20 protein-coding genes and 5 tRNA genes are annotated in these 26460 nt (G+C 56.8%); all 25 read right to left on the bottom strand.

Features of this window, described 5'->3' with window-relative positions; all coding sequences use genetic code 11:
* Positions 1-47 precede the first annotated feature (47 nt).
* The gene (tuf, locus tag KXD86_RS17435; RefSeq protein WP_218637421.1) at positions 48-1244 is read right to left on the bottom strand and encodes an elongation factor Tu; all 1197 of its coding nucleotides are present in this window, start codon (positions 1242-1244) and stop codon (positions 48-50) included.
* 35 nt (positions 1245-1279) lie between these two features.
* The gene (gene fusA / locus KXD86_RS17430) at positions 1280-3385 is read right to left on the bottom strand and encodes an elongation factor G (RefSeq protein ID WP_218637430.1); all 2106 of its coding nucleotides are present in this window, start codon (positions 3383-3385) and stop codon (positions 1280-1282) included.
* A gap of 18 nt (positions 3386-3403) precedes the next feature.
* Positions 3404-3874, bottom strand: a complete 471-nt coding sequence (gene rpsG, locus KXD86_RS17425; RefSeq protein WP_099619739.1) for a 30S ribosomal protein S7 — start codon at positions 3872-3874, stop codon at positions 3404-3406.
* 115 nt (positions 3875-3989) lie between these two features.
* On the bottom strand, positions 3990-4364 hold the full coding sequence (rpsL, locus tag KXD86_RS17420; RefSeq protein WP_008174844.1) for a 30S ribosomal protein S12: 375 nt from the start codon (positions 4362-4364) through the stop codon (positions 3990-3992).
* 167 nt (positions 4365-4531) lie between these two features.
* The gene (rpoC, locus tag KXD86_RS17415) at positions 4532-8746 is read right to left on the bottom strand and encodes a DNA-directed RNA polymerase subunit beta' (protein WP_218637429.1); all 4215 of its coding nucleotides are present in this window, start codon (positions 8744-8746) and stop codon (positions 4532-4534) included.
* A gap of 76 nt (positions 8747-8822) precedes the next feature.
* Positions 8823-12902, bottom strand: a complete 4080-nt coding sequence (rpoB, locus tag KXD86_RS17410) for a DNA-directed RNA polymerase subunit beta (protein WP_218637428.1) — start codon at positions 12900-12902, stop codon at positions 8823-8825.
* A gap of 241 nt (positions 12903-13143) precedes the next feature.
* Complete coding sequence (gene rplL / locus KXD86_RS17405; RefSeq protein WP_218637427.1) at positions 13144-13521, bottom strand: 50S ribosomal protein L7/L12; 378 nt, start codon at positions 13519-13521, stop codon at positions 13144-13146.
* Positions 13522-13561: 40 nt separating this feature from the next.
* Entirely contained in the window at positions 13562-14092 is a 531-nt protein-coding gene (gene rplJ, locus KXD86_RS17400; protein ID WP_218637426.1) for a 50S ribosomal protein L10, read from the bottom strand.
* 219 nt (positions 14093-14311) lie between these two features.
* Positions 14312-15010, bottom strand: coding sequence for a 50S ribosomal protein L1 (rplA, locus tag KXD86_RS17395; RefSeq protein ID WP_218637425.1), 699 nt, complete (start codon positions 15008-15010; stop codon positions 14312-14314).
* Position 15011: 1 nt separating this feature from the next.
* Positions 15012-15443 carry a 50S ribosomal protein L11 gene (gene rplK, locus KXD86_RS17390; RefSeq protein ID WP_218637424.1) on the bottom strand — a complete coding sequence of 144 codons (432 nt, stop codon included), beginning with the start codon at positions 15441-15443 and terminating at the stop codon, positions 15012-15014.
* Positions 15444-15560: 117 nt separating this feature from the next.
* Positions 15561-16094 carry a transcription termination/antitermination protein NusG gene (gene nusG, locus KXD86_RS17385; protein WP_218637423.1) on the bottom strand — a complete coding sequence of 178 codons (534 nt, stop codon included), beginning with the start codon at positions 16092-16094 and terminating at the stop codon, positions 15561-15563.
* Positions 16095-16106: 12 nt separating this feature from the next.
* The gene (gene secE, locus KXD86_RS17380; protein ID WP_218637422.1) at positions 16107-16475 is read right to left on the bottom strand and encodes a preprotein translocase subunit SecE; all 369 of its coding nucleotides are present in this window, start codon (positions 16473-16475) and stop codon (positions 16107-16109) included.
* Positions 16476-16508: 33 nt separating this feature from the next.
* Positions 16509-16584, bottom strand: a tRNA-Trp gene (locus tag KXD86_RS17375).
* A gap of 36 nt (positions 16585-16620) precedes the next feature.
* Entirely contained in the window at positions 16621-17817 is a 1197-nt protein-coding gene (gene tuf / locus KXD86_RS17370; protein WP_218637421.1) for an elongation factor Tu, read from the bottom strand.
* Between the two features lie 51 nt (positions 17818-17868).
* Positions 17869-17944: transfer RNA gene (locus KXD86_RS17365), tRNA-Thr, on the bottom strand.
* Between the two features lie 14 nt (positions 17945-17958).
* Positions 17959-18033: transfer RNA gene (locus KXD86_RS17360), tRNA-Gly, on the bottom strand.
* A gap of 10 nt (positions 18034-18043) precedes the next feature.
* Positions 18044-18128: transfer RNA gene (locus tag KXD86_RS17355), tRNA-Tyr, on the bottom strand.
* Positions 18129-18168: 40 nt separating this feature from the next.
* Positions 18169-18244 (bottom strand) — tRNA-Thr (locus KXD86_RS17350).
* Positions 18245-18275: 31 nt separating this feature from the next.
* Positions 18276-19082 carry a hypothetical protein gene (locus KXD86_RS18925; RefSeq protein ID WP_228739674.1) on the bottom strand — a complete coding sequence of 269 codons (807 nt, stop codon included), beginning with the start codon at positions 19080-19082 and terminating at the stop codon, positions 18276-18278.
* Entirely contained in the window at positions 19079-19813 is a 735-nt protein-coding gene (locus KXD86_RS17340; RefSeq protein ID WP_218637420.1) for a type III pantothenate kinase, read from the bottom strand. Before KXD86_RS17340 ends, KXD86_RS18925 begins: the two co-directional genes overlap by 4 nt.
* Positions 19810-20775, bottom strand: coding sequence for a biotin--[acetyl-CoA-carboxylase] ligase (locus tag KXD86_RS17335; RefSeq protein WP_218637419.1), 966 nt, complete (start codon positions 20773-20775; stop codon positions 19810-19812). Before KXD86_RS17335 ends, KXD86_RS17340 begins: the two co-directional genes overlap by 4 nt.
* A gap of 104 nt (positions 20776-20879) precedes the next feature.
* On the bottom strand, positions 20880-23282 hold the full coding sequence (locus tag KXD86_RS17330; RefSeq protein WP_218637418.1) for a DUF6160 family protein: 2403 nt from the start codon (positions 23280-23282) through the stop codon (positions 20880-20882).
* Positions 23283-23303: 21 nt separating this feature from the next.
* Positions 23304-23855, bottom strand: a complete 552-nt coding sequence (locus KXD86_RS17325; protein WP_228739673.1) for a hypothetical protein — start codon at positions 23853-23855, stop codon at positions 23304-23306.
* Complete coding sequence (locus tag KXD86_RS17320; protein WP_218637417.1) at positions 23852-24931, bottom strand: hypothetical protein; 1080 nt, start codon at positions 24929-24931, stop codon at positions 23852-23854. The genes KXD86_RS17325 and KXD86_RS17320 overlap by 4 nt, the downstream gene beginning before the upstream one ends.
* Positions 24932-24941: 10 nt before the next feature.
* Complete coding sequence (locus KXD86_RS17315; protein WP_218637416.1) at positions 24942-26141, bottom strand: DUF6160 family protein; 1200 nt, start codon at positions 26139-26141, stop codon at positions 24942-24944.
* Positions 26142-26460 lie beyond the last annotated feature (319 nt).

Genomic DNA, 26460 nt, shown 5'->3' with positions numbered 1-26460 from the left:
AAAAGGGGCTGAACATTCAGCCCCTTTTTCCTGATCAAACGAGCAAATTACTCGATGATCTTGGCAACCACGCCGGCACCAACGGTACGGCCACCTTCGCGAATCGCGAAGCGCAGACCATCTTCCATGGCGATCGGAGCGATCAGGGTAACGTTCATCTTCACGTTGTCACCCGGCATAACCATTTCCACACCTTCCGGCAGTTCACAGGAACCGGTTACGTCGGTGGTACGGAAGTAGAACTGCGGGCGGTAGCCCTTGAAGAACGGAGTATGACGACCGCCTTCTTCTTTGCTCAATACGTACACTTCGCACTCGAACTTGGTGTGCGGAGTGATGGAGCCCGGAACCGCCAGAACCTGACCACGCTCAACGTCGTCACGCTTGGTACCACGCAGCAGAACACCAACGTTCTCACCAGCACGGCCTTCGTCCAGCAGCTTGCGGAACATCTCAACACCGGTACAAGTGGTCTTCACGGTATCCTTGATACCAACGATCTCCACTTCGTCACCAACCTTGATGATGCCACGCTCAACACGACCGGTCACAACGGTACCACGACCAGAGATGGAGAATACGTCCTCGATCGGCATCAGGAACGGCTGATCGATCGCACGCTCCGGCTCAGGGATGTAGTCGTCCAGGGCCTCTACCAGCTTCTTAACAGCGGTAGTACCCATCTCGTTGTCGTCCTTACCGTCCAGCGCCATCAGCGCAGAACCGGTAATGATCGGGGTGTCGTCGCCCGGGAAGTCGTACTGGCTCAGCAGGTCACGAACTTCCATCTCAACCAGCTCGAGCAGCTCTTCGTCGTCCACCATGTCGGCCTTGTTCAGGAACACGACAATGTAGGGTACGCCAACCTGACGGGACAGCAGGATGTGCTCACGAGTCTGCGGCATGGGGCCGTCAGCTGCGGAACAAACCAGGATCGCGCCGTCCATCTGCGCCGCACCAGTGATCATGTTCTTCACATAGTCAGCGTGGCCCGGGCAATCTACGTGGGCGTAGTGACGATTCGGGGAATCGTACTCAACGTGGGAAGTCGCGATAGTAATACCACGCGCCTTCTCTTCCGGTGCGTTATCGATCTGATCGAATGCACTGGCAGAACCAGTTCCCCACACTTCGTGACACACACGAGTCAGGGCGGCGGTCAGAGTGGTCTTACCATGGTCAACGTGACCAATGGTGCCTACGTTCAAATGCGGTTTACTACGGTCAAATTTTTCTTTAGACACGGTTACACCTCTTCCTGTTTCTTAAGTCCTGGGGATCAACCCTGTTTAATGATCGCTTCGGCAATGTTCGAAGGAGCCTCGGAGTAACCCGCAAACTCCATCGCATAAGACGCCCGGCCCTGTGTTGCAGAACGCAGGTCGGTGGCGTAACCGAACATCTCCGACAACGGAACTTCGGCACGAATGATCTTACCGGCCGGCGACTCATCCATGCCCTGAATGACGCCACGACGGCGGTTCAGGTCACCAACGACGTCACCCATGTAATCCTCGGGGCTCACAACCTCGACCTTCATGATCGGCTCAAGCAGTGCAGGGTCAGCTTCGAGAGCACCCTTTTTCATTGCCATAGAGCCAGCGATCTTGAACGCCATTTCGTTGGAGTCCACATCATGGTAAGAGCCATCGTACAGCGTGGCCTTGATGCGCAGCAGCGGATAACCGGCCAGACAGCCGTTCTGCATCTGCTCTTCAATACCCTGCTGGACCGCCGGAATGTATTCCTTCGGAACCACACCACCAACGATCTCGTTTACAAAGATGAAGTTCTCGCCATCTTCATCGTCCAGAGGCAGCGGCTCAAGCTTGATCTTGACGTGACCATACTGACCACGACCACCTGACTGGCGAACAAACTTACCTTCGACATCTACCGGCTTGCGGATCCGCTCGCGGTATGCAACCTGCGGCTTACCAATGTTCGCTTCAACCTTGAACTCGCGACGCATACGGTCAACGATGATGTCCAGGTGAAGCTCACCCATACCGGAGATGATGGTCTGACCGGACTCTTCATCGGTCCGGACACGGAAAGACGGATCTTCCTGGGCCAGTTTGCCCAGGGCAATACCCATCTTTTCCTGATCCGCCTTGGACTTCGGCTCTACCGCAACAGAGATAACCGGCTCTGGGAACTCCATGCGCTCCAGAACAATCTTGTGGTTCTCGTCACACAGGGTGTCACCGGTGGTCACACTCTTCAGGCCGATAGCCGCAGCGATATCACCTGCCAACACTTCCTTGATCTCTTGACGATCTTTGGAGTGCATCTGAACCATCCGGCCGACCCGCTCTTTCTTACCCTTAACAGAGTTAAAGACCGAGCTACCCGACTCGAGCTTACCGGAGTAAACGCGGAAGAAAGTCAAGGTACCAACAAATGGATCGGTCGCAATCTTGAACGCCAGGGCCGCGAAGGGCGCATCGTCATCTGCCTGACGAGTCTCTTCGGTACCTTCGTCATCAACCTCACCGCGAATCGCCTTGACTTCGTCCGGCGCAGGCAGGAACTCAATAACGGAGTCCAGAACCGCCTGAACACCCTTATTCTTGAACGCGGAGCCGCAGGTCGCGAGAACAATCTCGTTAGCCAGCGTGCGCATACGCAGACCTTTCTTGATGTCCTCGATGCTCAGGTCACCCTCTTCCAGGTAACGCTCCATCAGCTCTTCATTGGCCTCGGCAGCCGCCTCGACCATCTGCTCACGATACATCGCAACTTCGTCCACCATCTCGGCAGGAACATCACGCTGCTCGTAGGTCGCACCTGCGTCATCCTCGTTCCAATAGATCGCCTTGTTGCGGATCAGGTCCACAATGCCGGCGAAGTCATCCTCAGCGCCAATCGGCAGCTGAATGGGAACGCAGGTGGCACCCAGACGATTTTTGATCTGGTCAACCACTCGCAGGAAGTTCGCGCCAGCACGGTCCATCTTGTTGACGAACACCATGCGGGGGACTTCGTATTTGTTGGCCTGACGCCAAACAGTCTCGGATTGCGGCTCAACACCGGAAGAACCACAGAACACAACAACGGCACCATCCAGCACACGCAGTGAACGCTCTACCTCAATGGTAAAGTCAACGTGCCCCGGGGTGTCGATGATGTTGATCCGGTGCTCCGGATACTGCTTGTCCATGCCCTGCCAGAAACAGGTAGTTGCAGCAGAGGTAATGGTGATACCACGCTCCTGCTCCTGCTCCATCCAGTCCATGGTAGCCGCACCATCATGAACTTCACCGATCTTGTGGGAGATACCTGTGTAGAACAGGACCCGCTCGGTGGTTGTGGTTTTGCCCGCATCAACGTGCGCACAAATACCAATGTTTCTGTAACGCTTGATAGGAGTCTTGCGTGCCACTGTATTAACCTCGGCTGATTAGAAACGGAAGTGAGAGAAGGCCTTGTTGGCTTCTGCCATGCGATGAACGTCTTCGCGCTTCTTAACAGCGGAGCCCTTGCTGTCAGCGGCGTCCAGGATCTCACCAGCAAGACGCTGCGCCATCGACTTCTCACCACGCTTCCGTGAAAATTCTACGAGCCAGCGCATGGCCAGCGCATTTTGACGGGAAGGCCGCACTTCTACCGGCACCTGGTACGTAGCACCACCCACACGACGGGACTTTACTTCTACCATCGGCTGGATGTTTTCCAGGGCCTTCTCGAACATGTCGATCGGCTCTTCCTTGGATTTTTCGGCGACGATATCGAGCGCGCCATAAACAATGCGCTCTGCAACAGACTTCTTGCCACTTTCCATCACGTGGTTGATGAACTTGGCAAGGCGTGCACTGCCGAACTTAGGATCCGGGATAATTTCCCGTTTTGCTGCAACTCTTCTTCTAGGCATCGATAAGCCCTTATATATCTAAAAGGTCTTCAGGAACCCCTGAGATAGCATATTGCTACTCAGCCTTACTCTTACCGTTCTAACAAGCAACGATAAAAGACACCCGCTCGGGACATCAGGACTTGGGTCGTTTTGCACCGTACTTGGATCGGCCCTGCTTACGGTTCTGCACACCCTGGGTGTCCAGCGTTCCGCGAACAGTGTGATAGCGCACACCCGGAAGGTCCTTTACACGACCGCCACGGATAAGCACAACACTGTGCTCCTGAAGGTTGTGACCTTCACCACCAATGTAAGACGAAACCTCGTAGCCGTTGGTCAGACGAACACGGCACACTTTACGCAGTGCTGAGTTCGGCTTCTTCGGCGTTGTGGTGTACACACGAGTGCACACACCACGGCGCTGAGGGCAGGCCTGGAGAGCAGGAACATCGCTCTTGGCTACCTTGCGCTTACGAGGCTTACGCACCAACTGATTAATCGTTGCCATGTAAGCAAACTCCAAAAAACCATATCAATGAAACTTACCCCCAGTAGAGGGGGTAAAATTTAAGGGACGCAAGTGTAAGCCTGCGCCCCCGGACAGTCAAGATGACTGATCTCTTTTTAACCACCTCGCGGGTAGGTATCTACCCGGAGGTGGTGTACCTACTCAACTCAGCTTTCGCGGTTGAGCTCGGCACTCAGGGCTTCTTCCACATCGGCTGCGGTGACGCCCTGAGCTTCAAGGTCGCGCTTGCGGCGACGTTCAGCGTGGTAGGCAAGCCCCGTACCGGCCGGAATCAGTCGACCAACCACAACGTTTTCCTTGAGGCCGCGCAGGTAATCACGCTTACCTGTGACCGCGCCCTCAGTGAGAACCCGGGTGGTTTCCTGGAACGATGCCGCCGAAATGAACGACTCAGTTGCCAGGGAGGCCTTGGTGATACCGAGCAGCAGACGGTCGAATCGCGCAGGCTCTTTGTCTGCAGCGATAGCGTTCTCGTTTTCTTCCAGAACCTGGGTGATTTCAACCTGGTCACCAGAAAGAAGCGTGGTATCGCCCGGATCCGTGATTTCTACCTTCCGCAGCATCTGCCGAACGATAACCTCGATATGCTTATCGTTGATGACAACACCCTGCAGACGGTAAACGTCCTGGATCTCGTTGGTGATGTACTTGGCCAGCTCGACCACACCCAGCAGACGCAAGATGTCGTGCGGGTTGGAAGGACCATCGGAAATCACCTCGCCTTTCTCAACCGTTTCACCTTCGAACACGTTCAGCTGACGGTGCTTCGGAATCAGCACTTCGTAGGCGTCGGCATCTTTCGGCGTGATCACCAGGCGTTTCTTGCCCTTGGTTTCTTTACCGAACGACACCATGCCGCTGATTTCCGCCAGGATGGAGGATTCTTTCGGGCGACGGGCCTCGAACAGATCCGCAACCCGTGGAAGACCACCGGTAATATCACGAGTCTTCGAACTTTCCTGTGGAATCCGGGCAACAACATCACCCAGCTCGATCCGGGCGCCGTTGGCCATGGTCACCAGCGCGTTGGCAGGCAGGAAGTAGATCGCGGCACCGCCACCAGGCAGCTCCACATCGTTTCCGCTGGCATCCAGCATCTGGATGGCAGGACGAATGTCCTTACCAGCCGCCGGACGCTCCTTGGGATCGATAACTTCCATGGTCGACAGGCCGGTCAGTTCGTCGGTCTGGGTGCGGACAGTAATGCCCTGGTCCATGTTGACGAATTTCGCGGTGCCTTCGGCCTCGGCGATGATCGGGTGCGTGTGCGGATCCCACTTGGCAACCACAACCCCGGCTTCAACAGCATCGCCGTGCTTCACTGACAGTACCGCGCCGTAAGGCAGCTTGTACCATTCGCGCTCACGGCCCTGCTCGTCGGCAATCGCCAACGCGGAGGAACGCGACACCACGACCAGGGAGCCATCACTCTTCTCGATAGACTTCAGGTTGTGCAGGCGTACGGTACCGCCGTGCTTGACCTGGATGTTGTCAACCGCAGACGCCCGGCTCGCCGCACCACCGATGTGGAAGGTACGCATCGTGAGCTGGGTACCCGGCTCACCGATGGACTGGGCCGCGATAACACCGACAGCCTCACCAACGTTGACCTGATGACCACGGGCAAGGTCACGACCGTAACACTTGGAACAGATACCGTGGCGAGTCTCACAGGTGATCGCGGAGCGAACCCAGACTTCGTCCACACCCGCACGCTCGAGAGATTCAACGGTTTTCTCATCCAGCAGGGTTCCGGCAGGAACAACCGCGTTGTCCTTGTCGGTCGGGGTAAAGGCGTCACGCGCGGTCACACGACCCAGAACACGATCGCCCAGCGGCACAACTACGTCGCCCCCTTCGATATGCGGCGTCATCAGCAGACCTTCGTCGGTGCCACAGTCTTCCTCGGTGACAACCAGATCCTGGGACACGTCAACCAGTCGACGGGTCAGGTAACCCGAGTTCGCGGTCTTCAGGGCGGTATCAGCCAGACCCTTACGAGCACCGTGGGTCGAGATGAAGTACTGGAGTACATTCAGACCTTCACGGAAGTTCGCGGTGATCGGCGTCTCGATGATGGAGCCGTCGGGCTTGGCCATCAGGCCACGCATACCAGCCAGCTGACGAATCTGGGCCGCAGAACCCCGGGCGCCGGAGTCAGCCATCATATAAACCGAGTTGAAGGATTCCTGCATGAGGAACTCACCGTCCTCGCCCTTCACAGGCTGGCCGTCAGGGCCAATCACCTGCTCTTTCGCCAAACGCTCCATCATGGCCTTGGAGACTTTGTCGTTGGCGCGGGACCAGATATCGATCACCTTGTTGTACTTCTCGCCCTGGGTCAGCAGACCGGACGCGTACTGGGTTTCGATATCCTTCACTTCCTCGGTAGCCGCATCAACCAGCTCGTACTTCTCCGGCGGAATCTCGAAATCGTTGAAGCCGATGGAGATACCGGAAACCGTCGCATAGTGGTAGCCCATGTACATGAGCTGGTCCGCGAAGATAACCGTGTCTTTAAGACCGGCGTCACGGTAACAGGTATTGATCAGGTTCGAGATCGCCTTCTTGACCATCGGCTTGTTGACCAGCTCGAAGGACAGGCCGTCAGGCACGATATCAAACAGCAAGGCACGCCCGACCGTCGTATCAACAATGTTGAAGACTTCGGTGCGCGAACCATCTTCGGCGATAGACACTTCCTTTACCCGCACCTTGACGCGCGCCTGGAGGTCAACCTTGCCGGCGCCGTACGCCCGATGCGCCTCTTTCACGTCTGCGAAGGTCATCCCTTCGCCGGGCGCGTTCTTGCGCTCACGGGTCATGTAGTACAGACCCAGAACCACGTCCTGGGACGGCACGATGATCGGCTCACCGTTGGCCGGTGATAGTACGTTGTTGGTAGACATCATCAACGCACGAGCTTCGAGCTGCGCTTCCAGAGTCAGCGGCACGTGCACCGCCATCTGGTCACCGTCGAAGTCGGCGTTGTAGGCTGCACACACCAGCGGATGCAACTGAATCGCCTTACCTTCGATAAGAACCGGCTCGAACGCCTGGATACCCAGACGGTGCAGGGTCGGCGCCCGGTTCAGCATGATCGGGTGCTCGCGGATAACTTCGTCCAGGATATCCCAGACCACACCCTCTTCGCGCTCGACCATCTTCTTGGCGGCTTTGATCGTAGTCGCCAGCCCTCGGTGTTCCAGCTTCGAGAAAATGAACGGCTTGAACAGCTCCAGCGCCATCTTCTTGGGCAGACCGCACTGATGCAGACGCAGGTACGGACCAACCACAATCACCGAACGGCCAGAGTAGTCCACACGCTTACCGAGCAGGTTCTGACGGAAACGACCCTGCTTACCCTTGATCATGTCGGCCAGGGACTTCAGCGGGCGCTTGTTGGTTCCGGTGATGGCACGGCCGCGACGACCATTATCCAGAAGCGCGTCGACCGCTTCCTGCAGCATCCGCTTCTCGTTGCGCACGATGATGTCCGGAGCGTTGAGCTCCAGCAGGCGCTTGAGACGGTTGTTCCGGTTGATCACCCGACGGTAGAGATCGTTGAGATCCGAGGTCGCGAAACGACCACCATCGAGGGGAACGAGCGGGCGCAGATCCGGCGGCAGAACCGGCAGCACGGTCATCACCATGTCGCCCGGCTTGTTGCCGGAGTAAAGGAAGGCCTCAAGAATCTTCAGACGTTTGCTGAATTTCTTGATCTTGGTTTCGGAATTGGTCTGCGGGATTTCCTCACGCAGCGCATCCACCTCGGCCTGCAGATCGATACCCTCAAGCAGTTCTTTGACCGCCTCGGCACCCATGCGGGCGTCGAATTCGTCGCCGAACTCTTCCAGGGCTTCATAGTACTGCTCGTCATTGAGCAGTTGCCCGCGCTCGAGGGTCGTCATACCCGGATCGATCACGATGAACGATTCGAAGTAGAGCACCCGCTCGATATCGCGCAGGGTCATGTCCAGCATCAGGCCGATGCGGGAGGGCAGTGATTTCAGGAACCAGATATGAGCGACCGGGCTGGCCAGCTCAATGTGGCCCATACGCTCACGACGCACACTCGCCAGTGCCACTTCGACGCCGCACTTCTCGCAGATCACACCGCGATGCTTGAGGCGCTTGTACTTGCCGCAAAGGCACTCGTAGTCCTTGATCGGGCCGAAGATCTTGGCACAGAAAAGACCGTCACGCTCCGGTTTGAAGGTGCGGTAGTTGATGGTCTCAGGCTTCTTCACTTCACCAAAAGACCATGAGCGAATCATGTCAGGCGATGCCAGCCCGATTCGGATGGCATCAAATTCCTTGCTTTGGTTCTGGCTCTTGAGAAGATTCAGCAAATCTTTCATCAGTAAAAGCTCCGGATGGCGTTAATCTCGGGCGGGCACAGGTCGTGCCCGCTCACGCTGCCAAAAACAATTCGGCTCACTCGGATTCCAGCTCGATGTCGATACCCAACGAGCGGATTTCCTTGACAAGAACGTTGAAGGACTCGGGCATGCCCGGCTCCATGCGATGATCGCCATCGACGATGTTCTTGTACATCTTGGTCCGACCATTCACGTCATCAGACTTGACGGTGAGCATCTCCTGCAGCGTATACGCCGCACCGTAAGCCTCGAGGGCCCACACTTCCATCTCACCGAAGCGCTGGCCACCGAACTGCGCCTTACCACCCAGCGGCTGCTGGGTAACCAGGCTGTACGAACCGGTGGAACGAGCGTGCATCTTGTCGTCGATCAGGTGGTTCAGCTTCAGGATATACATGTAGCCGACGGTCACCGGACGATCAAATGCGTCACCTGTGCGACCGTCGTACAGCATGGTCTGGCCGGTGGTGTTCAAGCCCGCAAGCTCAAGCATGCGCTTGACTTCGGCTTCCTTGGCACCGTCGAAGACCGGCGTCGCCATGGGAACACCTGTCCGCAAGTTGCCACACATCTCAAGGATTTCCTTGTCGCTCAGCGAATCCAGGTCCACCTTGAACACTTCGTCGGAGTGGTTGTAGATCTCATCCAGCAACTGACGAAGCTCGGCCACTTTGCGCTGCTCATCCAGCATCTGGCTGATACGCTCACCAAGGCCTTTGGCCGCGGCACCCAGGTGGGTTTCAAGCACCTGCCCAACGTTCATCCGGGACGGTACACCCAGCGGGTTAAGAACGACGTCGACGGTGTTGCCGTGCTCGTCGTAAGGCATGTCCTCAATCGGCATAACCGACGAGATAACACCCTTGTTACCGTGACGACCGGCCATCTTGTCACCCGGCTGGATACGACGCTTGATAGCGAGGTATACCTTGACGATCTTGAGCACACCCGGAGCAAGGTCATCACCCTGCTGCAGTTTGCCTTTCTTGTCGTCGAACCGTGCTTCGTGCTCTTTTTTGCGGTCTTCCAGACCCTGCTCGGATTTCTCGAGCAGCTCGTTCAGGCTGTCCTCCTTCATGCGCAGCTTGAACCACTCAGGGCGCGGCAACTCGGCGAGATAACCCTCGTCCAGTTTGGCGCCCTTCTTCAGGCCCGGACCACTGATGACTTCCTGACCTTTCAGAGCATTCATCAGACGCTCGAAGGTTGCACCTTCAACGATGCGGTACTCGTCTTTGAGATCCTTCCGGTACTGGTCCAACTGCTCTTTCTCGATGGACTGGGCACGCTGATCCTTTTCGATGCCGTCGCGGGTGAAGACCTGCACGTCAATAACCGTGCCGCGAGTGCCGGTCGGCACCCGTGAAGACGTATCCTTCACGTCAGAGGCCTTCTCACCAAAGATGGCACGCAGGAGTTTCTCCTCCGGCGTCAGCTGGGTCTCGCCTTTCGGCGTGACCTTGCCCACAAGGATGTCGCCCGGGCCGACTTCGGCACCGATGTAGACAATGCCGGACTCATCCAGCTTCGACAGCGCGCTCTCACCAACGTTCGGAATATCCGCGGTGATCTCTTCGCTGCCCAGCTTGGTATCCCGAGCCACACAGGTCAGTTCCTGAATGTGGATGGTGGTCAGGCGGTCTTCCTGGACCACTTTCTCGGAAATGAGGATGGAGTCCTCAAAGTTGTAGCCGTTCCAGGGCATGAACGCGATACGCATGTTCTGCCCCAGGGCCAGTTCACCGAGATCAACGGACGGACCGTCTGCCAGCACATCGCCGCGGGCAATCACGTCACCCTGGCGCACAATGGAGCGCTGGTTGATACAGGTGTTCTGGTTCGAACGGGTGTATTTGGTGAGGTTGTAGATATCCACACCAGCGTCACCCGCCTCGGTTTCTTCGTTATCAACGCGAACCACGATACGGGCCGCGTCCACGCTTTCAATCACGCCGCCACGGCGAGCCGTCACACAGACACCGGAGTCCTGAGCCACGGTCCGCTCAACGCCGGTACCCACCAGTGGTACCTGGGAACGCAGGGTTGGCACGGCCTGACGCTGCATGTTGGCCCCCATCAGGGCGCGGTTGGCGTCGTCGTGCTCGAGGAACGGAATCAGGGACGCGGCCACAGACACAACCTGACGCGGCGAAACATCCATGAAGTTGACGCTTTCCGGCGGCATAACGGTAAATTCGTTCTGGTGACGAACGGTTACCAGCTCATCGGTGAGGCGCTTGCTCTCCTCGTCCATGGCCGCGCTGGCCTGGGCGATGACGTAGTTGCTCTCTTCGATGGCAGACAGGTAAACCACTTCGTCGGTGACCACGCCGTCAACCACCTTCCGGTACGGACTCTCAAGGAAACCGTAGGAGTTGGAGCGCGCGTAGGTTGCCAACGAGTTGATCAAACCGATGTTCGGACCTTCCGGCGTCTCGATCGGACATACCCGACCGTAGTGCGTCGGATGGACGTCACGAACCTCGAAGCCCGCACGCTCTCGGGTGAGACCGCCTGGCCCAAGGGCCGAAATCCGACGCTTGTGGGTAACCTCGGACAACGGATTGTTCTGGTCCATGAACTGGGACAACTGACTGGAACCGAAGAATTCCTTGACCGCAGCCGCAACCGGCTTGGCGTTGATCAGATCCTGCGGCATCAGGCCTTCGCTCTCGGCCAGACTCAGGCGCTCACGCACAGCCCGCTCAACGCGCACCAGACCAACACGGAACTGGTTTTCAGCCATTTCACCGACACACCGTACACGGCGGTTACCGAGGTTATCGATGTCATCCACGTTACCCTGACCGTTACGGATATCGATCAGTGTTTTCAGGACATCAATGATGTCTTCGTGGGTAAGGATGCCTTCACCGGTGCTTTCTTCACGACGCAGACGACGGTTGAGCTTCATGCGGCCAACCGCGGACAAGTCGTAACGCTCCTCGGAGAAGAACAGGTTGTTGAACAGGTTCTCGGCCGATTCTTTGGTGGGCGGCTCGCCGGGGCGCATCATACGGTAGATCTCAACCAGCGCTTCCAGCGGCGTACGGGTCGGATCGATACGCAGGGTATCGGACATGAACGGACCGCAATCCAGATCGTTGGTGTACAGCGTCTCGATCTCGGTAACACCCGCGTCCAGAATCTTGGTGATCAGCTCTTCCGTCAGCTCGGAGTTACACTCGACAAGAACTTCACCCGTCTTGGTGTCGACCATATCCTTGGCCAATACCCGGCCATACAGATACTCGGTCGGAACTTCGAGCTCGCTGATGCCAGCTTTCTCCAACTGCTTGATATGGCGCGCTGTAATACGACGACCTTCCTCAACAATGACCTTGCCGTCATTGTCCTTGATATCGAAGGTCGCAATGTCGCCGCGCAAGCGACTCGGAACCAGCTCCAGCTTGCACACTTCGGCGCCCAGGCTGAACTTACTGGTTTCGAAAAACATTTCCAGCATCTGCTCGGAGGTGTAACCCAGGCCGCGCAGAAGAATGGACGCCGGCAGCTTCCGACGACGGTCGATACGAACGAACACGGAGTCCTTCGGATCGAACTCGAAGTCAAGCCAGGAGCCACGGTAAGGGATCACCCGGGCCGAGTACAGCAGCTTACCGGATGAGTGGGTCTTGCCCTTGTCGTGATCAAAGAACACGCCAGGAGAACGGTGCAACTGGGAAACAATAACACGCTCGGTACCGTTGATAACGAAGGTACCGTTCTCAGTCATCAGGGGCATCTCGCCCATGTAGACTTCTTGCTCTTTAATGTCCTTGATCGCCTTATTCGACGATTCCTTATCGTAGATGATAAGGCGGACTTTCACCCGCAGCGGCGCTGCGTAGGTTACGCCCCTAAGCTGGCATTCCTTGACATCGAAAACCGGCTCGCCGATACGATAACTCACGTATTCGAGCGCGGCGTTGCCAGAGTAACTGACAATCGGGAATACGGATTTGAATGCTGCGTGAAGACCGGTTTCCCGGCGGTCTTCAGGAGCGGCTTCCATTTGGAGGAAGTCCCGGAACGAATCCAGCTGAATAGACAGCAAATAGGGGACATCCATCACGGAAGGCAATTTACTAAAATCTTTGCGAATCCGCTTTTTCTCAGTGTAGGAGTAAGTCATCTGCATTCCCCAGCTTTAGACCTGATACCTGGTATCAAGAAGCAACCATTGTTCTGCTTCGGGGCCGAATTGCTCGGCTTATCGCGCCGTCTTGAACAAGACTCTGGCCGTAGGTTAAAGAGCCAATAACAACCCGTAATCGCCAACCAGACTCTGTAGCATATACAACAGAAAAAGGCCGGTGGCACAAAGCCACCAGCCTATCCATGCTTAATGCACGGTTTCGATCAACAGCCGACTCTTACTTGAGCTCAACAGAAGCGCCTGCTTCCTCGAGCTTCTTCTTGGCTTCTTCAGCGTCAGCTTTGCTAGCGGCTTCCTTAATAGTGGAAGGAGCGCCGTCGACCATTTCCTTAGCTTCTTTCAGACCCAGGCCGGTCAGTTCACGAACGGCCTTGATTACGTTGACTTTCTTCTCACCAGGACCGGTAAGAACAACGTCAAATTCGGTCTGCTCTTCAGCAGCGGCGGCTTCGCCACCGGCGGCTGCAGGCGCAGCAGCAACAGCTGCAGCGGCAGAAACACCGAACTTCTCTTCCATTGCCTCAACAAGCGCAACTACGTCCATTACGCTCATTTCTGCGATTGCGTTCAAAATGTCTTCGTTAGACAGAGCCATGACTTTCTCCCAAAAATATAAAAAATGGTGTTCAACAGAATCAAGCAGCTTCTTGCTTCTGGTCGCGAACTGCCGCTACAGCACGAGTCACTTTCGAAGGAACTTCGTTCAGTGTCCGTGCCAGCTTGGTGATCGGTGCCTGTGTAACCGCGGCCAGCATCGTCAACGCTTCGTGACGTGTTGGCAGCTTGGCAAGGCGATCAATCTGGTCTGCACCCATCAGCTCTCCGCCGACGGCCAGTCCCTTGATCTCAAACGCCTCTTTCTCTTTGGCAAAATCCTTCAGCAGACGCGCAGCCGCGCCCGGATCTTCCATAGAGAATGCCAGAATGGTCGGGCCAACCAGGGCCTCATCAATGCACTCGAACTCGGTACCGCGGATAGCGATCTTCGCCAGGTTGTTACGAACAACCTTCAGAAGAACGTTCTCGGCACGAGCCTTGGCACGAAGAGCCGTCATGTCACCAGAGGTAACACCACGGTAGTCAGCCAGAACCACAGACAGAGCACCACCGGCAGTCTCGTTGACTTCAGCGACGATCGCTTTCTTGTCTTCGAGTCTAATTGCCACTGGATTTCTCCTCGATTTCGCCGGGCTTATCCCGGCAAACCCATCATTGCCCTTTCGGGCGCCTTAACGGTGTTTGGGTTCAGAGAGAACGTCTTCACACCGTCTGCGCAGGCGTTGCTTTAACCCTTGCAACCTTCCCAATGGAAAGGCTTCGGGGGCCTGCGGTCTTTGACAGCCTTGGCTTCCGCCTAGACTACAAAGTAACTATCGCTCAGGAGATCAGATTGCCAGACCGCTCTGATCGATAGTCAGGCCAGGACCCATAGTCGACGAAACGGTGATCTTCTTGAGATACACACCTTTCGCCGAAGAGGGCTTGGCCTTTTTCAGATCTGCGATCAGAGCTTCAAGGTTTTCCTTGATGTTCTGCGCAGAGAATTCAACGTTACCCAGAGGAGCGTGGATAATGCCGTTCTTGTCGGTGCGGTAACGAACCTGACCAGCCTTGGCATTTTTCACCGCGGTCTCGACATCAGGTGTTACGGTGCCGACTTTCGGGTTCGGCATCAGGCCACGGGGACCCAGAATCTGACCCAGCTGGCCCACCACACGCATGGCATCCGGAGTGGCGATAACCACGTCGAAGTCCATGTTGCCTTTTTTCACTTCGTCAGCCAGATCGTCCATACCGACCACATCAGCGCCCGCTGCGGTGGCTTTCTCGGCATTGGCGCCCTGGGTAAATACGGCTACGCGTACAGTCTTGCCAGTGCCGTGGGGCAGAACGGTGCTGCTACGAACCACCTGGTCCGATTTACGAGCATCAACACCCAGGTTTACGGCAACGTCCACAGACTCCTTGAATTTGACGTTCTGACCCAGCTCAACCAGCAGGGCAACAGCTTCGTCTACGGAGTAGGCGCGAGTAGAATCGACTTTTTCACGAATCAGCTTCTGACGCTTGCTCAGCTTTGCCATGTTACAGGCCCTCCACGTTCAGGCCCATGCTACGGGCTGTTCCTGCAATGGTACGAACCGCTGCGTCCATATCGGCTGCAGTCAGATCCGGCTCCTTGGTCTTGGCAATCTCTTCCAGTTGCTCTCGAGTCACGGTACCGACTTTCTCGGTGTTTGGACGACCAGAGCCACTCTTGATGCCAGCTGCTTTCTTGAGCAGGACCGGTGCAGGCGGAGTCTTGGTAACGAACGTAAAGCTGCGATCACTGTAAACCGTGATAACTGTCGGAATCGGCAGACCCGGCTCAACGTCCTGGGTGTGGGCGTTGAACGCCTTGCAGAATTCCATGATATTCACGCCACGCTGACCGAGGGCCGGACCAACGGGGGGACTCGGGTTGGCCTTACCGGCAGCAACCTGAAGCTTGATGTAGGCTTCAATCTTCTTAGCCATGATAGATCTCCTTTGGGTTCGAACGCCTTTCGGCTCCCCGGTTTCTTAACTGCTAAATGCAGACACAAAAAGCCCGCGTCGCCAGAGCGCGCGAGCTTTCAGCTTATCAGCCACTGATCAGTCTTTTTCGACCTGCCCAAACTCCAACTCTACCGGAGTTGAACGACCGAAAATCAGTACAGCAACCTTGACCCGACTCTTGTCGTAGTCAACTTCCTCAACGACACCGTTGAAGTCAGCAAACGGACCCTCAACGACGCGAACAATTTCACCCGGCTCAAACAGGGTTTTCGGTTTCGGCTTCTCGGCACCGCTTTCTACCCGACGCAGAATAGCCTCAGCCTCACGCTCGGTAATCGGCGCCGGCTTATCCTTGGTACCACCAATAAAGCCAAGTACCCGCGGGGTATTCTTAACAAGGTGCCACGTACCGTCGTCCATTTCCATCTGCACGAGTACGTATCCCGGGTAGAATTTCCGCTCACTCTTGCGCTTTTTACCTTCGCGCATTTCGACGACTTCTTCGGTCGGGACCAGGATCTCGCCGAACTTGTCTTCCATGCCGTTAAGCGCAACGCGCTCCTTCAGAGTGCGCATCACATGCTTTTCAAAGCCAGAATACGCATGAACGACGTACCAGCGCTTAGCCATTGCCCACTCCTGTTAACCGATAAACCCGGCGACCAGCATACTGATCAGCGAATCCATACCCCACAACAACAGCGCCACAACCAGCACAAATACCACGACAATCACAGTGGTCTGCACCAATTCCGGCCTGGTGGGCCATACCACTTTCCGGATCTCTACTCGCGCTTCCTTCAACAGCGCCGCAAAGCGACGACCGCGATCTGTCTGAAGCGCCACAAGGGCCGCAACAATAGCGAGACCTACGAGAGCCAGAACCCGATACAGCAGAGACTCGGCACTAAAATACTGATTACCGACCACACCGACGGCAATCAGAGCGAAAACAACCAGCCACTTCAAAAGATCGAAACGACTGGTTGACTGAACGGCTTTTGACTCCATAGGAATCAACTTATGTATCCGGATGTTTAAAAATGGCAGGCCAGGAGGGAATCGAACCCCCAACCTGCGGTTTTGGAGACCGCTGCTCTGCCAATTGAGCTACTGGCCTGCACCGAAACAACTCAGCGCACTTACTTCGAGTCTATTACTCGATGATCTTGGCGACCACGCCGGCACCAACGGTACGGCCACCTTCGCGAATCGCGAAGCGCAGACCATCTTCCATGGCGATCGGAGCGATCAGGGTAACGTTCATCTTCACGTTGTCACCCGGCATAACCATTTCCACACCTTCCGGCAGTTCACAGGAACCGGTTACGTCGGTGGTACGGAAGTAGAACTGCGGGCGGTAGCCCTTGAAGAACGGAGTATGACGACCGCCTTCTTCTTTGCTCAATACGTACACTTCGCACTCGAACTTGGTGTGCGGAGTGATGGAGCCCGGAACCGCCAGAACCTGACCACGCTCAACGTCGTCACGCTTGGTACCACGCAGCAGAACACCAACGTTCTCACCAGCACGGCCTTCGTCCAGCAGCTTGCGGAACATCTCAACACCGGTACAAGTGGTCTTCACGGTATCCTTGATACCAACGATCTCCACTTCGTCACCAACCTTGATGATGCCACGCTCAACACGACCGGTCACAACGGTACCACGACCAGAGATGGAGAATACGTCCTCGATCGGCATCAGGAACGGCTGATCGATCGCACGCTCCGGCTCAGGGATGTAGTCGTCCAGGGCCTCTACCAGCTTCTTAACAGCGGTAGTACCCATCTCGTTGTCGTCCTTACCGTCCAGCGCCATCAGCGCAGAACCGGTAATGATCGGGGTGTCGTCGCCCGGGAAGTCGTACTGGCTCAGCAGGTCACGAACTTCCATCTCAACCAGCTCGAGCAGCTCTTCGTCGTCCACCATGTCGGCCTTGTTCAGGAACACGACAATGTAGGGTACGCCAACCTGACGGGACAGCAGGATGTGCTCACGAGTCTGCGGCATGGGGCCGTCAGCTGCGGAACAAACCAGGATCGCGCCGTCCATCTGCGCCGCACCAGTGATCATGTTCTTCACATAGTCAGCGTGGCCCGGGCAATCTACGTGGGCGTAGTGACGATTCGGGGAATCGTACTCAACGTGGGAAGTCGCGATAGTAATACCACGCGCCTTCTCTTCCGGTGCGTTATCGATCTGATCGAATGCACTGGCAGAACCAGTTCCCCACACTTCGTGACACACACGAGTCAGGGCGGCGGTCAGAGTGGTCTTACCATGGTCAACGTGACCAATGGTGCCTACGTTAAGGTGCGGCTTACTGCGATCAAACTTTTCTTTAGACATTCGACCAATCTCCCTAATCAACCTGGATCATAACGTTGACCGGATTAATAATGGAGCTCATGGGCGGATTTGAACCGCCGACCTCACCCTTACCAAGGGTGTGCTCTACCAACTGAGCTACATGAGCATTGCTTTCTAAATTGGAGCGGGCAGCGGGAATCGAACCCGCGTCATCAGCTTGGAAGGCTGAGGTAATAGCCACTATACGATGCCCGCGAGCAATTAGTGGTGGAGGGGGCAGGATTCGAACCTGCGAAGGCGATGCCGTCAGATTTACAGTCTGATCCCTTTGGCCACTCGGGAACCCCTCCGAGTCAGTCCCGCTTACGCGAAACTGTCAAAACAAAAAAATGGAGCTGGCGGACGGAATCGAACCCCCGACCTGCTGATTACAAGTCAGCTGCTCTACCAACTGAGCTACGCCAGCTCACAATCGCCTCGTCAGCGAGGGCGGTATACTACGGATTTTTTTGGGGCGTTGCAACACCCTCACAAGGGTTGATTTCGACGAAATCAAAATCGCCCCTGTAATCCGTTCTGACCGCCGTAACCAGCTCTTCAGCAAGCTCTGGCTCAGCCTCAAAAACGAGCGCGTAGCTTATCTGATTTCTGGGGAAGTTGGCCAGTACCACATTAAAATTCTGGCGCTTTTTTTCTTCCAGCACGGATATTGCTGCTTCACGGGACTCGAACAGCCCCAGAGATATGGCATTGCGGTTCTCTCCCTCGGTAACCAGATAGGAATCGATGCCCTGACGCTGAATGTCCCGGAACTGTTTCAAGGCGACCGACCTTGGTTGGGGCGGGATGATGACCCAGTGGTACGGAGGCAACTCCCGCTCCACTTCCTCGAAAGTTACGCCGACGCCCTCCGCCAGGGGCTGGTCCGCCGTCAGTGACCGAGCCACCTCAAGCGACTCAACCCACCCCATCCGGACACACACCGGCGGGACGGCAGCCGGTTCGGCGACAACCGGCTCGGGCTCTTTCTCGGGCGCCTGGGAATCCTGCGGCGACTTAACTGCAAGCGCACTGTCCTGGGCGCTGGTCTGGCCGCCCACAGGGGCTGGCGAGTCGTTCACGGGCTCGGGATCTGGAGACTCCGGCGGCATCGGAGCCGGCGACCGCTCGGTGGATTTCAGGCTGGCAACACGTGGCAGATTTCCGGCAGCCCCCGTCCCCGAGGTTGTAGACGGCTGAAAGACGCCGGCAAAATACCAGACAGCCAGGTTCAAAATCAGGAAAAGAAAGGCAAGCCACTTCATTTCGCCTGCTCCTCATCATCGATCAGTGCGAGCCCTTCCAGAACCAGCTGCGGCCGATTCATCGCAGAGAGCCCAAGGCCCAGAAGCCGGTCAGCGTCCCCTCCGGTAACGACAATATGATCCAGGCCGTGGGTTCGGACGTCCCCGTGAATCCGATCCACCATTGCCGCCGACAGCCAGGCAAGGCCATGATTGACGCATTCGCCAGTGGATTCGCCGGGCCGGGTATCCAACACCTGATCCGGATCAAAGCCGATCCGTGCGGCATCTGTCTTGAGACTGCGTAGCATCATATGCAGACCGGGTAGTATGAATCCGCCGAGGTGGTCGCCTGTCGAGGCCACGTAATCCACAGTCACTGCGCTCCCGGCATCCACGACCACAAAGCCGCCCTTCAAAGATCGCCAGGCAGCGTACATGGCGTGCCAGCGGTCCGCCCCCATTTTGTGAGGATCCGCGTAGGCATTAACAAGCCCTCCGCGCCGGGACTCAGACCAATGGAATCGCACCGGTGCGCCAGTGCGCGCTGAGAGAAACGCCACCAACCCCAGGCGCTTCTCCTCCGACGCCACCGTCGACACGGCTACGCTGGTGATCTGGCTCGCATCAACGGGTAGCCCGGAAACCGGATCCGATTCATCGAGCGTACCCACACCCTGACCCAGGATCTGGCCACCCTGGTCGAGGCGCCATTTCAACCTGGAATTACCGGCATCGATTAACAGCCTCATGATGCCACCCTCAAGCTGATCTCCCCTGCCCGTACCGGGACAACGCCCTCGTCTGTGTGTAAAAGGTAGTTGCCAGACTCATCAATGCCGGCACCAATACCGCGCACACTTCCACCCTTGGCCTCAAGCGATTGCCCCTGAAAGATATCCCGGCGCTGCCAGGGCTCGCGAAAATCCCGAAAGCCAACGTCCGAGAATACATGGGCCGCATCCAGCACAGCATTGATCATCGACCCGGCAATCTTACTCCGGGACCAGTTCATGGCCGGGTACGCCCGGGCCAGACTGCTCCAGGGCTGGTCCACACCATCAGCCTCCGACATGTGAACGTTGATACCAATACCGGCGATAACCTGGACAACCCCTTCTTGCAACTCCCCCTGGAGCTCCACCAGAATGCCCCCCAGCTTACCCTGGGGCAGGAAAATATCGTTTGGCCATTTCAGACCGATGTCGGAGGCGCCGAGTCCCTCGAGAGCATTGGCAACAGCCACCCCGAGCACCAGGCTCAGGCCGTCGAGCACCGAAAACCCACCATGGAACGTCAGCCCCATGCTCATGTACAGGTTCTGGCCCCGCGGACTGCTCCAGATTCGACCCCGCCGCCCCCGCCCCTGGGTCTGGCAATCGGCGATGGCAACAGGGATTCCGCCGGCTCCCCCAGCTATCTGCCGAACCACTTCCGCGTTGGTTGAATCCACCTCATCCAGAATTGCGAGATTCAGCTCTGACCGATGACACTGATCTACCGTGCCCAGGATAACGTCCCGCTCGAGAAGATCGACAGCAGATACCAGCTGGTAACCACGGCCCCGAATAGTATCGATCTTGAACCCCTCATCCATTGCCCGTCGAATCTGTTTCCAGACGGCCGTCCGGCTGACGCCGAGCTGACCGGCCAACGATTCTCCGGAGTGAACTTCGCCATCGCTCAGTAGGGTAATCAGTGCCTTGGATTTCATCAGAGGTTTTCCGGCCAGGAGAGTGGGTAAGGCCGGATTAAACAACAGGAGAGCACAAAAGACAAAACTCGCAGCCACCGCCTGTGCGGCCGGCCACCAAATATTCAGGGAATCGGTGTGGCAGTCAGATTCGCTTTGATATCAAAATTCTGCATTTTGACCCCGTAGACCGCCGTATGTGCGCCGCCGTCCGGATGAACCAGGTCAATGTTGTTGATCGACAGCTCCTTGAACCGACTACGTGCCTGCACGGCGAACCCCAGGGGACGGCTCGCTCGATCGGCCGCGGTGGGCTCGGAAACATACCGATAGCCGCCGGGTGCGGATGCGTCCATGATCTTCTCATCGCCGCGGGCACCCGCCACGCCAAGCGAATCCGCTCCCGTTTCTTTCTTGACCACCCTGGTCTGGTAGACGTCCACCGAGAGATCGGTGCGGACCCCGAACGTGTTGTCATCCACGCCATTGCCGTCGAACTCGCCACCATCGCTGGTGTGAATGTCATTGAGTACCAAGCGGGTACCGGTTCCATTCACCGGTTTACCGTTGCCATCAATCTCCCGATTGGTCTCCCAGGTCAGGGCATTCTTTTTGGCATCGCCGGCTGCCTTGGCGTAAATCTGTTTCAGCTGGATCGTGATTCCCTGGTCGCCACGGTCTTCCCAGAGGCCTCCCGAGGCCATACAGGTAGACTCATCGCTCCCGGAACCGCCGGCACAAACAGCCCCCGCGCCCCCCGGGACAATGATCATGCTGCTCCCGGTTTCGTATTTCTGCACGACCAAACGGCCGAAACTCCGACCGGATGACTTATCGCCAACTCGAAGGTTGCCAATATCCATGGTGCTCCAGGCCTCGCCTTTGCCGATGACCAGCCCCTCCTCCGTCACATCCAGAGTCATGCCACGAATGTGTCCATCGTATTCCAGCTCTCCAATCCACAGCCCTTTCTGAGGGATGTCACCTTCGCCGTCGTTATAGGGCGCGGCGATGAGTGCGGCTTTGCCATTGCGGATCCGAATGTCCGAATTGATCGTCAGCCCTTCACCAGTGGCGCCACCAGGACCCAGGGTCATATGGCCGTCAAGTTCGAATTCATAGGCCGGATAGAACCCGAGCGCAAGCAATAACTCTGTCCCGCCTTGAAGGGGCGAATCCTCATTCCCGACCCGCAACCCATTGATCCGGTAACCGGCCTGAATCCCTTCGAACCCGACACGCAGACCATCGTAAAAACGCGTGCCATTGCGAACCTCATTCCTGGTGACATTAACCGTCACATCGCCCTGCCCCCAAGACTGCAGACCGCTAAAGATCACCCGATTGCTGTCTTCTGTGTAACTGAGATCGGCGAGACGCAGGCTCCACTCGGCCGCAAGACGTAACCCTTGGGGACCTGCGTCCGTATGGCCACCACCTTGAACATAGAGGGCGTTGGTGTAGGTTCGCCCGCCGAAGGACTGGTCTTCGAGCAGGAAACTCACGTTCACTGCGCCGATGCCTTTTCCATTGCCGCCCATTTCAATCGAACCCACCGAAAACTCACCCTCGATCGAGTCCACCGTGAGGGCGAGCGCTGGACGACCTTGCGGATCGTTAGCGACATCGAGCCGAAGATCATTGATCGAGTAGGCACCGGTGATATCCCGGAATGCCAGGCTGTTACCGTCATCGTGATACAGGAACGAAGCACTATGGATGGTGGTTTCGCTATCGATCCGCAGTCCTTCACCCTGGCGGCCGCCGGCGGCAAGACCGGTCGAGGAGGACAGTTCGTAGTCTCCACTCAGTCCGCCGAACGACGGCAGGAGTTCGCCCGAGGACGCATCGACACTCGTGCCGTGATTCTGCGGGTTATTACTGTAGCGGATGGCACCGACGCGCCAGGCCGCGCTTACCCTCGGCGCATCAAGCTGGAGAGTTTCGCCGACCACATCCAGGGTGATGCCCAGCGCTTCGACATCCATGGTGATATCATCCAGGAAGATCTCATTGCCGTTGGTCCGGTAGCCGAGCCGCCCACCAGTCATGGTGTAGGCTGAATCGAAGGTATAACCGGCTCCGCCAAGCGCACCCCCCTGACGGATATTCAGGGTGCCCTGAAGCGAATGATCAAAAAACACACCACCCATGCTGACTCCCGGCGCCCCGGCCAGACGGACGTCGCCAAATTCAATTCGGCGATCGCTCACCAGGTAGTCGAGATTGAGCGAGGCATCGTCGCCAATATCAACCACAATCAGGTGATAGGCCTGTCCCGACGGGTCGACCGCCGAGCCTACCCGGAAACCGTCGAGATGCAGGCCATTTCCGTCATCAACGTAGGAAATCCGGTCCGCTGACACGCCCAACTCCATCTCCATTGTTAAGCCACTCTGCCCGCTGATTCCGGCCATGGCGGAGTCGTCAAGACGTTGGAGTTCGGCAGATACCTCGGGCGCCAGTATGCCCCACAGCAAGCCGACGCCAACCAGGGCAACCGGAACGGTTCGGTTCCTGTATTCCATTACCACCCCCTAACCCCGCCGCTACGGGCTCCCTGTTGGGAAGACCAGCAGATTGCCTTCCATAATGACCTCTCCCCGCATCTCCACCGAAAATATATCGGTCTGCTGGAAGCCGGGATCCGTTGGCCGTGCCGTGCTGCTCGCGGCGACCTTGAATCGGACATCATTGAACCGGACGGTGTTCGGAAGCCCGAGCTCAAGGACGTCACGATTGAACAGTTCCCCATCGCCGCCGAATCCGGAGTCGACGGTCCGTATCCGTAAGGTCAGACCTTCAAAAGCAAAGTTGCCCCGAATGTCATCCAACACCATCCAGCCACCGTTTTCTTTTAATCGATAGGCAAACCGGGCCCCACACTTTTTTGCGCCATCGTCACATCGGCCAAAATAGCTGTTCTCGACCGGCCCACCCATTTCGTTGATGCTGATGTCACCCGACAGATATATTCCGCTCTGCCCCGCCACTCGCGACATGGCTTCATCCCCCATCCGGGCCATCTCGGCGGCAACCGGTAACGCCACCAACATGGGCAGCAGTACGCATCCCCTCGCTTGCCATCGTCGAATCATCATTGCGCCAGATCCCGGGTTCGGATATTCAGATGCTGAATGAGCATCCCCTCAACCCGGGCTGAGCCAAAATCCCGGGTCCCAACACTGAAGTTCCCGATTTCCAGGTTGCTGCGATAATCTGGGTTGGTGTAATACGCTTCGTAGTAATCCCAGCGCTCAGCATCACTGCTGCCCCTGAGGCCATCAACCCCGATCTCGCCGGCCGCCGGCTGACGGATAGACGCCACATCCACCACGAAGTTACCGGAGCCATCGACATCAAAGAACACGGGCTGGAGCTGGTTACCGAGGGCCAGTTGGAGGGCAAAATCGGTCATCAGAATGCGCGATCCGCAGGACGTACCGTCCTGGGCGCAGGCCGTGATGGAGAGTTCGGGCGTAAAGAAGTTCAACTTGAACTGACCCACCATCTGGCCGCGGACATTATCGCCCCACAGACGGAGGTAACTGCCATCGATGACCGCCGACTTTGCGTGGATATTGATATTGGCGGAGCGATCATCACCAACGGCAACGTTCATCTGCAGGCCGATATCCGGACGCTCTCCACTATAATCGGCCGTGGCCGGACGACTCGAGCAGGTACCGCTGCCGGCAACGGCGCCCGAGCTTATGCAGTCGAAACCCTCCGATGCACCGACCATCGCCGGGGCCGCGAACTCAAGCACAGCCTTGTCCGGGATTTCGATGGTATTGCCATCGACAATATCGATGCGCCACGGATTGACCAGGCGCCCCAGATTGACCGGACTCAGGTCCTCCCCGTAGTTACTGCCAGGACCCGAGATGTACAGGTGGTTTACCGTGATATCGACCGGCCGACCATCGGTGCTCCGGATGCCCGCAATGCGGAAGATACGCGCCTGGTTACCCCCAACGTCCGGCAGATCCGTCCCGTGGGAAAACTTGAAATTCTCCAGGACCAGCCCAACTCCCGCCCCGTCGATGCTGGACATCTCATGTTCTGACAGCCCTTGGAGTTCGGCCCGGGCCGGAAGGGACGCACACACCAGGTATAGCATCAGCAGCCAGGCAACGGCGCAGGCCCGAGCGATTTCAGTGAAAACCTTCATCATGGCATCTCCCTCAGAACAGACCTTTTCCTCGGTCAATGTATTCGGATCGATAGCGCTGGGTTCCGTACAGCGCTTCGTTCAGGTTCACCTCAGTGGCGCCATTGGGAATGTTGAAAAAGGCACCGGAGGTCGCGCGCATGAAATCCTCGGGCGATAGGTCGGTTTTGCTAACATCCTTAAGCCACTCAAGATCCTTGGTCTGGAAAGAGATGAAGGCGCCGTCGGTGGGCCCGGTAATTCGCCGTTCGCCATCCACCTTGGCGACTTCACCAATCGGAAAGCTGTTATAGATGTCGAGGTCAAAACAGGAATCGATGCCCAGAACCAGACAATCTTCGGCGTATACGTTTATGTCGCCGCTGCCACAGCTGAAGAACGAACAGTCCGGAACCTCGATCCGGGAACTTGACCCCCAACCAATCAAGTTCTTTACCGACCAGCGGGTGAAGCCGCTGGCATCCTCAAGGACAAACTTTTCGCCGTCGGGAATCCCGATGTATTCCGCCCGGACCGGATCCAGACTGCCGATGTTCGGGTCGCCCTCCTCGCCATAGACCAACTGCGCCTTCGTCGAGAGCGGACTACCGCCCTCAAGTAGGGGTGTTAGCAGGACGATAACCTGGTCGAAGAAATTTCCACTGGAACTGGCTTCCCTGAGCCCCTCCCCCCGGTCGATGATGTCGACATTGACGTTGCCGGTGAGGGTTCGAATCTTCCCGGAAAGGATGCCCATGGACTCACCAAAGCCCAGCCGGAAGCCGACGATTTCCTCAGTAGCCTCATCGAAGGCGAACTCGAAATAGGGATTCTGAATGGAGAAAGGGACAATCTCGCCTTCGGCGTAGGCCGTGCCGTCGGACCTCCGCTGCCGCGGTGCATCCGGATTGGCGCTGTAGTAGGCCTGGTTGTTGATGTAACCGAGGGCAAAGTCTTCGATGTAGACGTCGGCGGTGCCCGGCTTTTCCCCGTCACGCTCATAACGCCCCATTTCCAGAATGTCCACGTTGGTCTGGATATCGATATCCATTCCAAGGTTGACCCGGGTGTAGGCGGTGGTGTCGTTTGCGTCAGGGTGGTATTGGCGATCGACGGAGACGAAGGCCTGACCGGTGACCTCCGACATCTGTTGGTCGGAAATCGGTCGAAGCTCCGCAACCGCCGCCGCACTGACGAGCGGCAACAGAAGGCAGGACACTGCTTTCTTACTCATAGTCACATTCCTTAGTAGCCGCATTGTTCTTATTTACGGCATAGCCAAATGTTGACTGATGAGCGTCTCTGAGGCCGGCTTGGTGTTTTTAGGTTATTTTGGCCAGCTCTTTTACATTAGGTTAATCATTTTTACCCAATGTCACTGTGAGGTACTTCAAGAATTGGTGATTTCCAAACCGGGACGACTTTTCTCCGGGCAATAAAAAACCCCAGCTTCGAAGAAGCTGGGGTTTCAGGTATTAAGAGTCTGACGATGACCTACTCTCACATGGGCAATGCCACACTACCATCGGCGCAGGCCTGTTTCACTTCTGAGT

The organism is Marinobacter arenosus, assembly GCF_019264345.1.
Taxonomy (GTDB): Bacteria; Pseudomonadota; Gammaproteobacteria; order Pseudomonadales; family Oleiphilaceae; genus Marinobacter; species Marinobacter arenosus.
The sequence above is the reverse complement of the archived record's forward strand: the minus strand, read 5'-3'. Positions and strand labels throughout refer to the sequence as shown.

Coding starts and splice junctions, on each gene's coding strand:
- rpsG (WP_099619739.1), bottom strand. CDS start 3,874: ATGCCTAGAAGAAGAGTTGCAGCAAAACGGGAAATTATCCCGGATCCT.
- rpsL (WP_008174844.1), bottom strand. CDS start 4,364: ATGGCAACGATTAATCAGTTGGTGCGTAAGCCTCGTAAGCGCAAGGTA.
- rpoC (WP_218637429.1), bottom strand. CDS start 8,746: ATGAAAGATTTGCTGAATCTTCTCAAGAGCCAGAACCAAAGCAAGGAA.
- rpoB (WP_218637428.1), bottom strand. CDS start 12,902: ATGACTTACTCCTACACTGAGAAAAAGCGGATTCGCAAAGATTTTAGT.
- rplL (WP_218637427.1), bottom strand. CDS start 13,521: ATGGCTCTGTCTAACGAAGACATTTTGAACGCAATCGCAGAAATGAGC.
- rplA (WP_218637425.1), bottom strand. CDS start 15,010: ATGGCAAAGCTGAGCAAGCGTCAGAAGCTGATTCGTGAAAAAGTCGAT.
- rplK (WP_218637424.1), bottom strand. CDS start 15,443: ATGGCTAAGAAGATTGAAGCCTACATCAAGCTTCAGGTTGCTGCCGGT.
- nusG (WP_218637423.1), bottom strand. CDS start 16,094: ATGGCTAAGCGCTGGTACGTCGTTCATGCGTATTCTGGCTTTGAAAAG.
- secE (WP_218637422.1), bottom strand. CDS start 16,475: ATGGAGTCAAAAGCCGTTCAGTCAACCAGTCGTTTCGATCTTTTGAAG.
- tuf (WP_218637421.1), bottom strand. CDS start 17,817: ATGTCTAAAGAAAAGTTTGATCGCAGTAAGCCGCACCTTAACGTAGGC.
- KXD86_RS18925 (WP_228739674.1), bottom strand. CDS start 19,082: ATGAAGTGGCTTGCCTTTCTTTTCCTGATTTTGAACCTGGCTGTCTGG.
- KXD86_RS17340 (WP_218637420.1), bottom strand. CDS start 19,813: ATGAGGCTGTTAATCGATGCCGGTAATTCCAGGTTGAAATGGCGCCTC.
- KXD86_RS17335 (WP_218637419.1), bottom strand. CDS start 20,775: ATGAAATCCAAGGCACTGATTACCCTACTGAGCGATGGCGAAGTTCAC.
- KXD86_RS17330 (WP_218637418.1), bottom strand. CDS start 23,282: ATGGAATACAGGAACCGAACCGTTCCGGTTGCCCTGGTTGGCGTCGGC.
- KXD86_RS17325 (WP_228739673.1), bottom strand. CDS start 23,855: ATGATGATTCGACGATGGCAAGCGAGGGGATGCGTACTGCTGCCCATG.
- KXD86_RS17320 (WP_218637417.1), bottom strand. CDS start 24,931: ATGATGAAGGTTTTCACTGAAATCGCTCGGGCCTGCGCCGTTGCCTGG.
- KXD86_RS17315 (WP_218637416.1), bottom strand. CDS start 26,141: ATGAGTAAGAAAGCAGTGTCCTGCCTTCTGTTGCCGCTCGTCAGTGCG.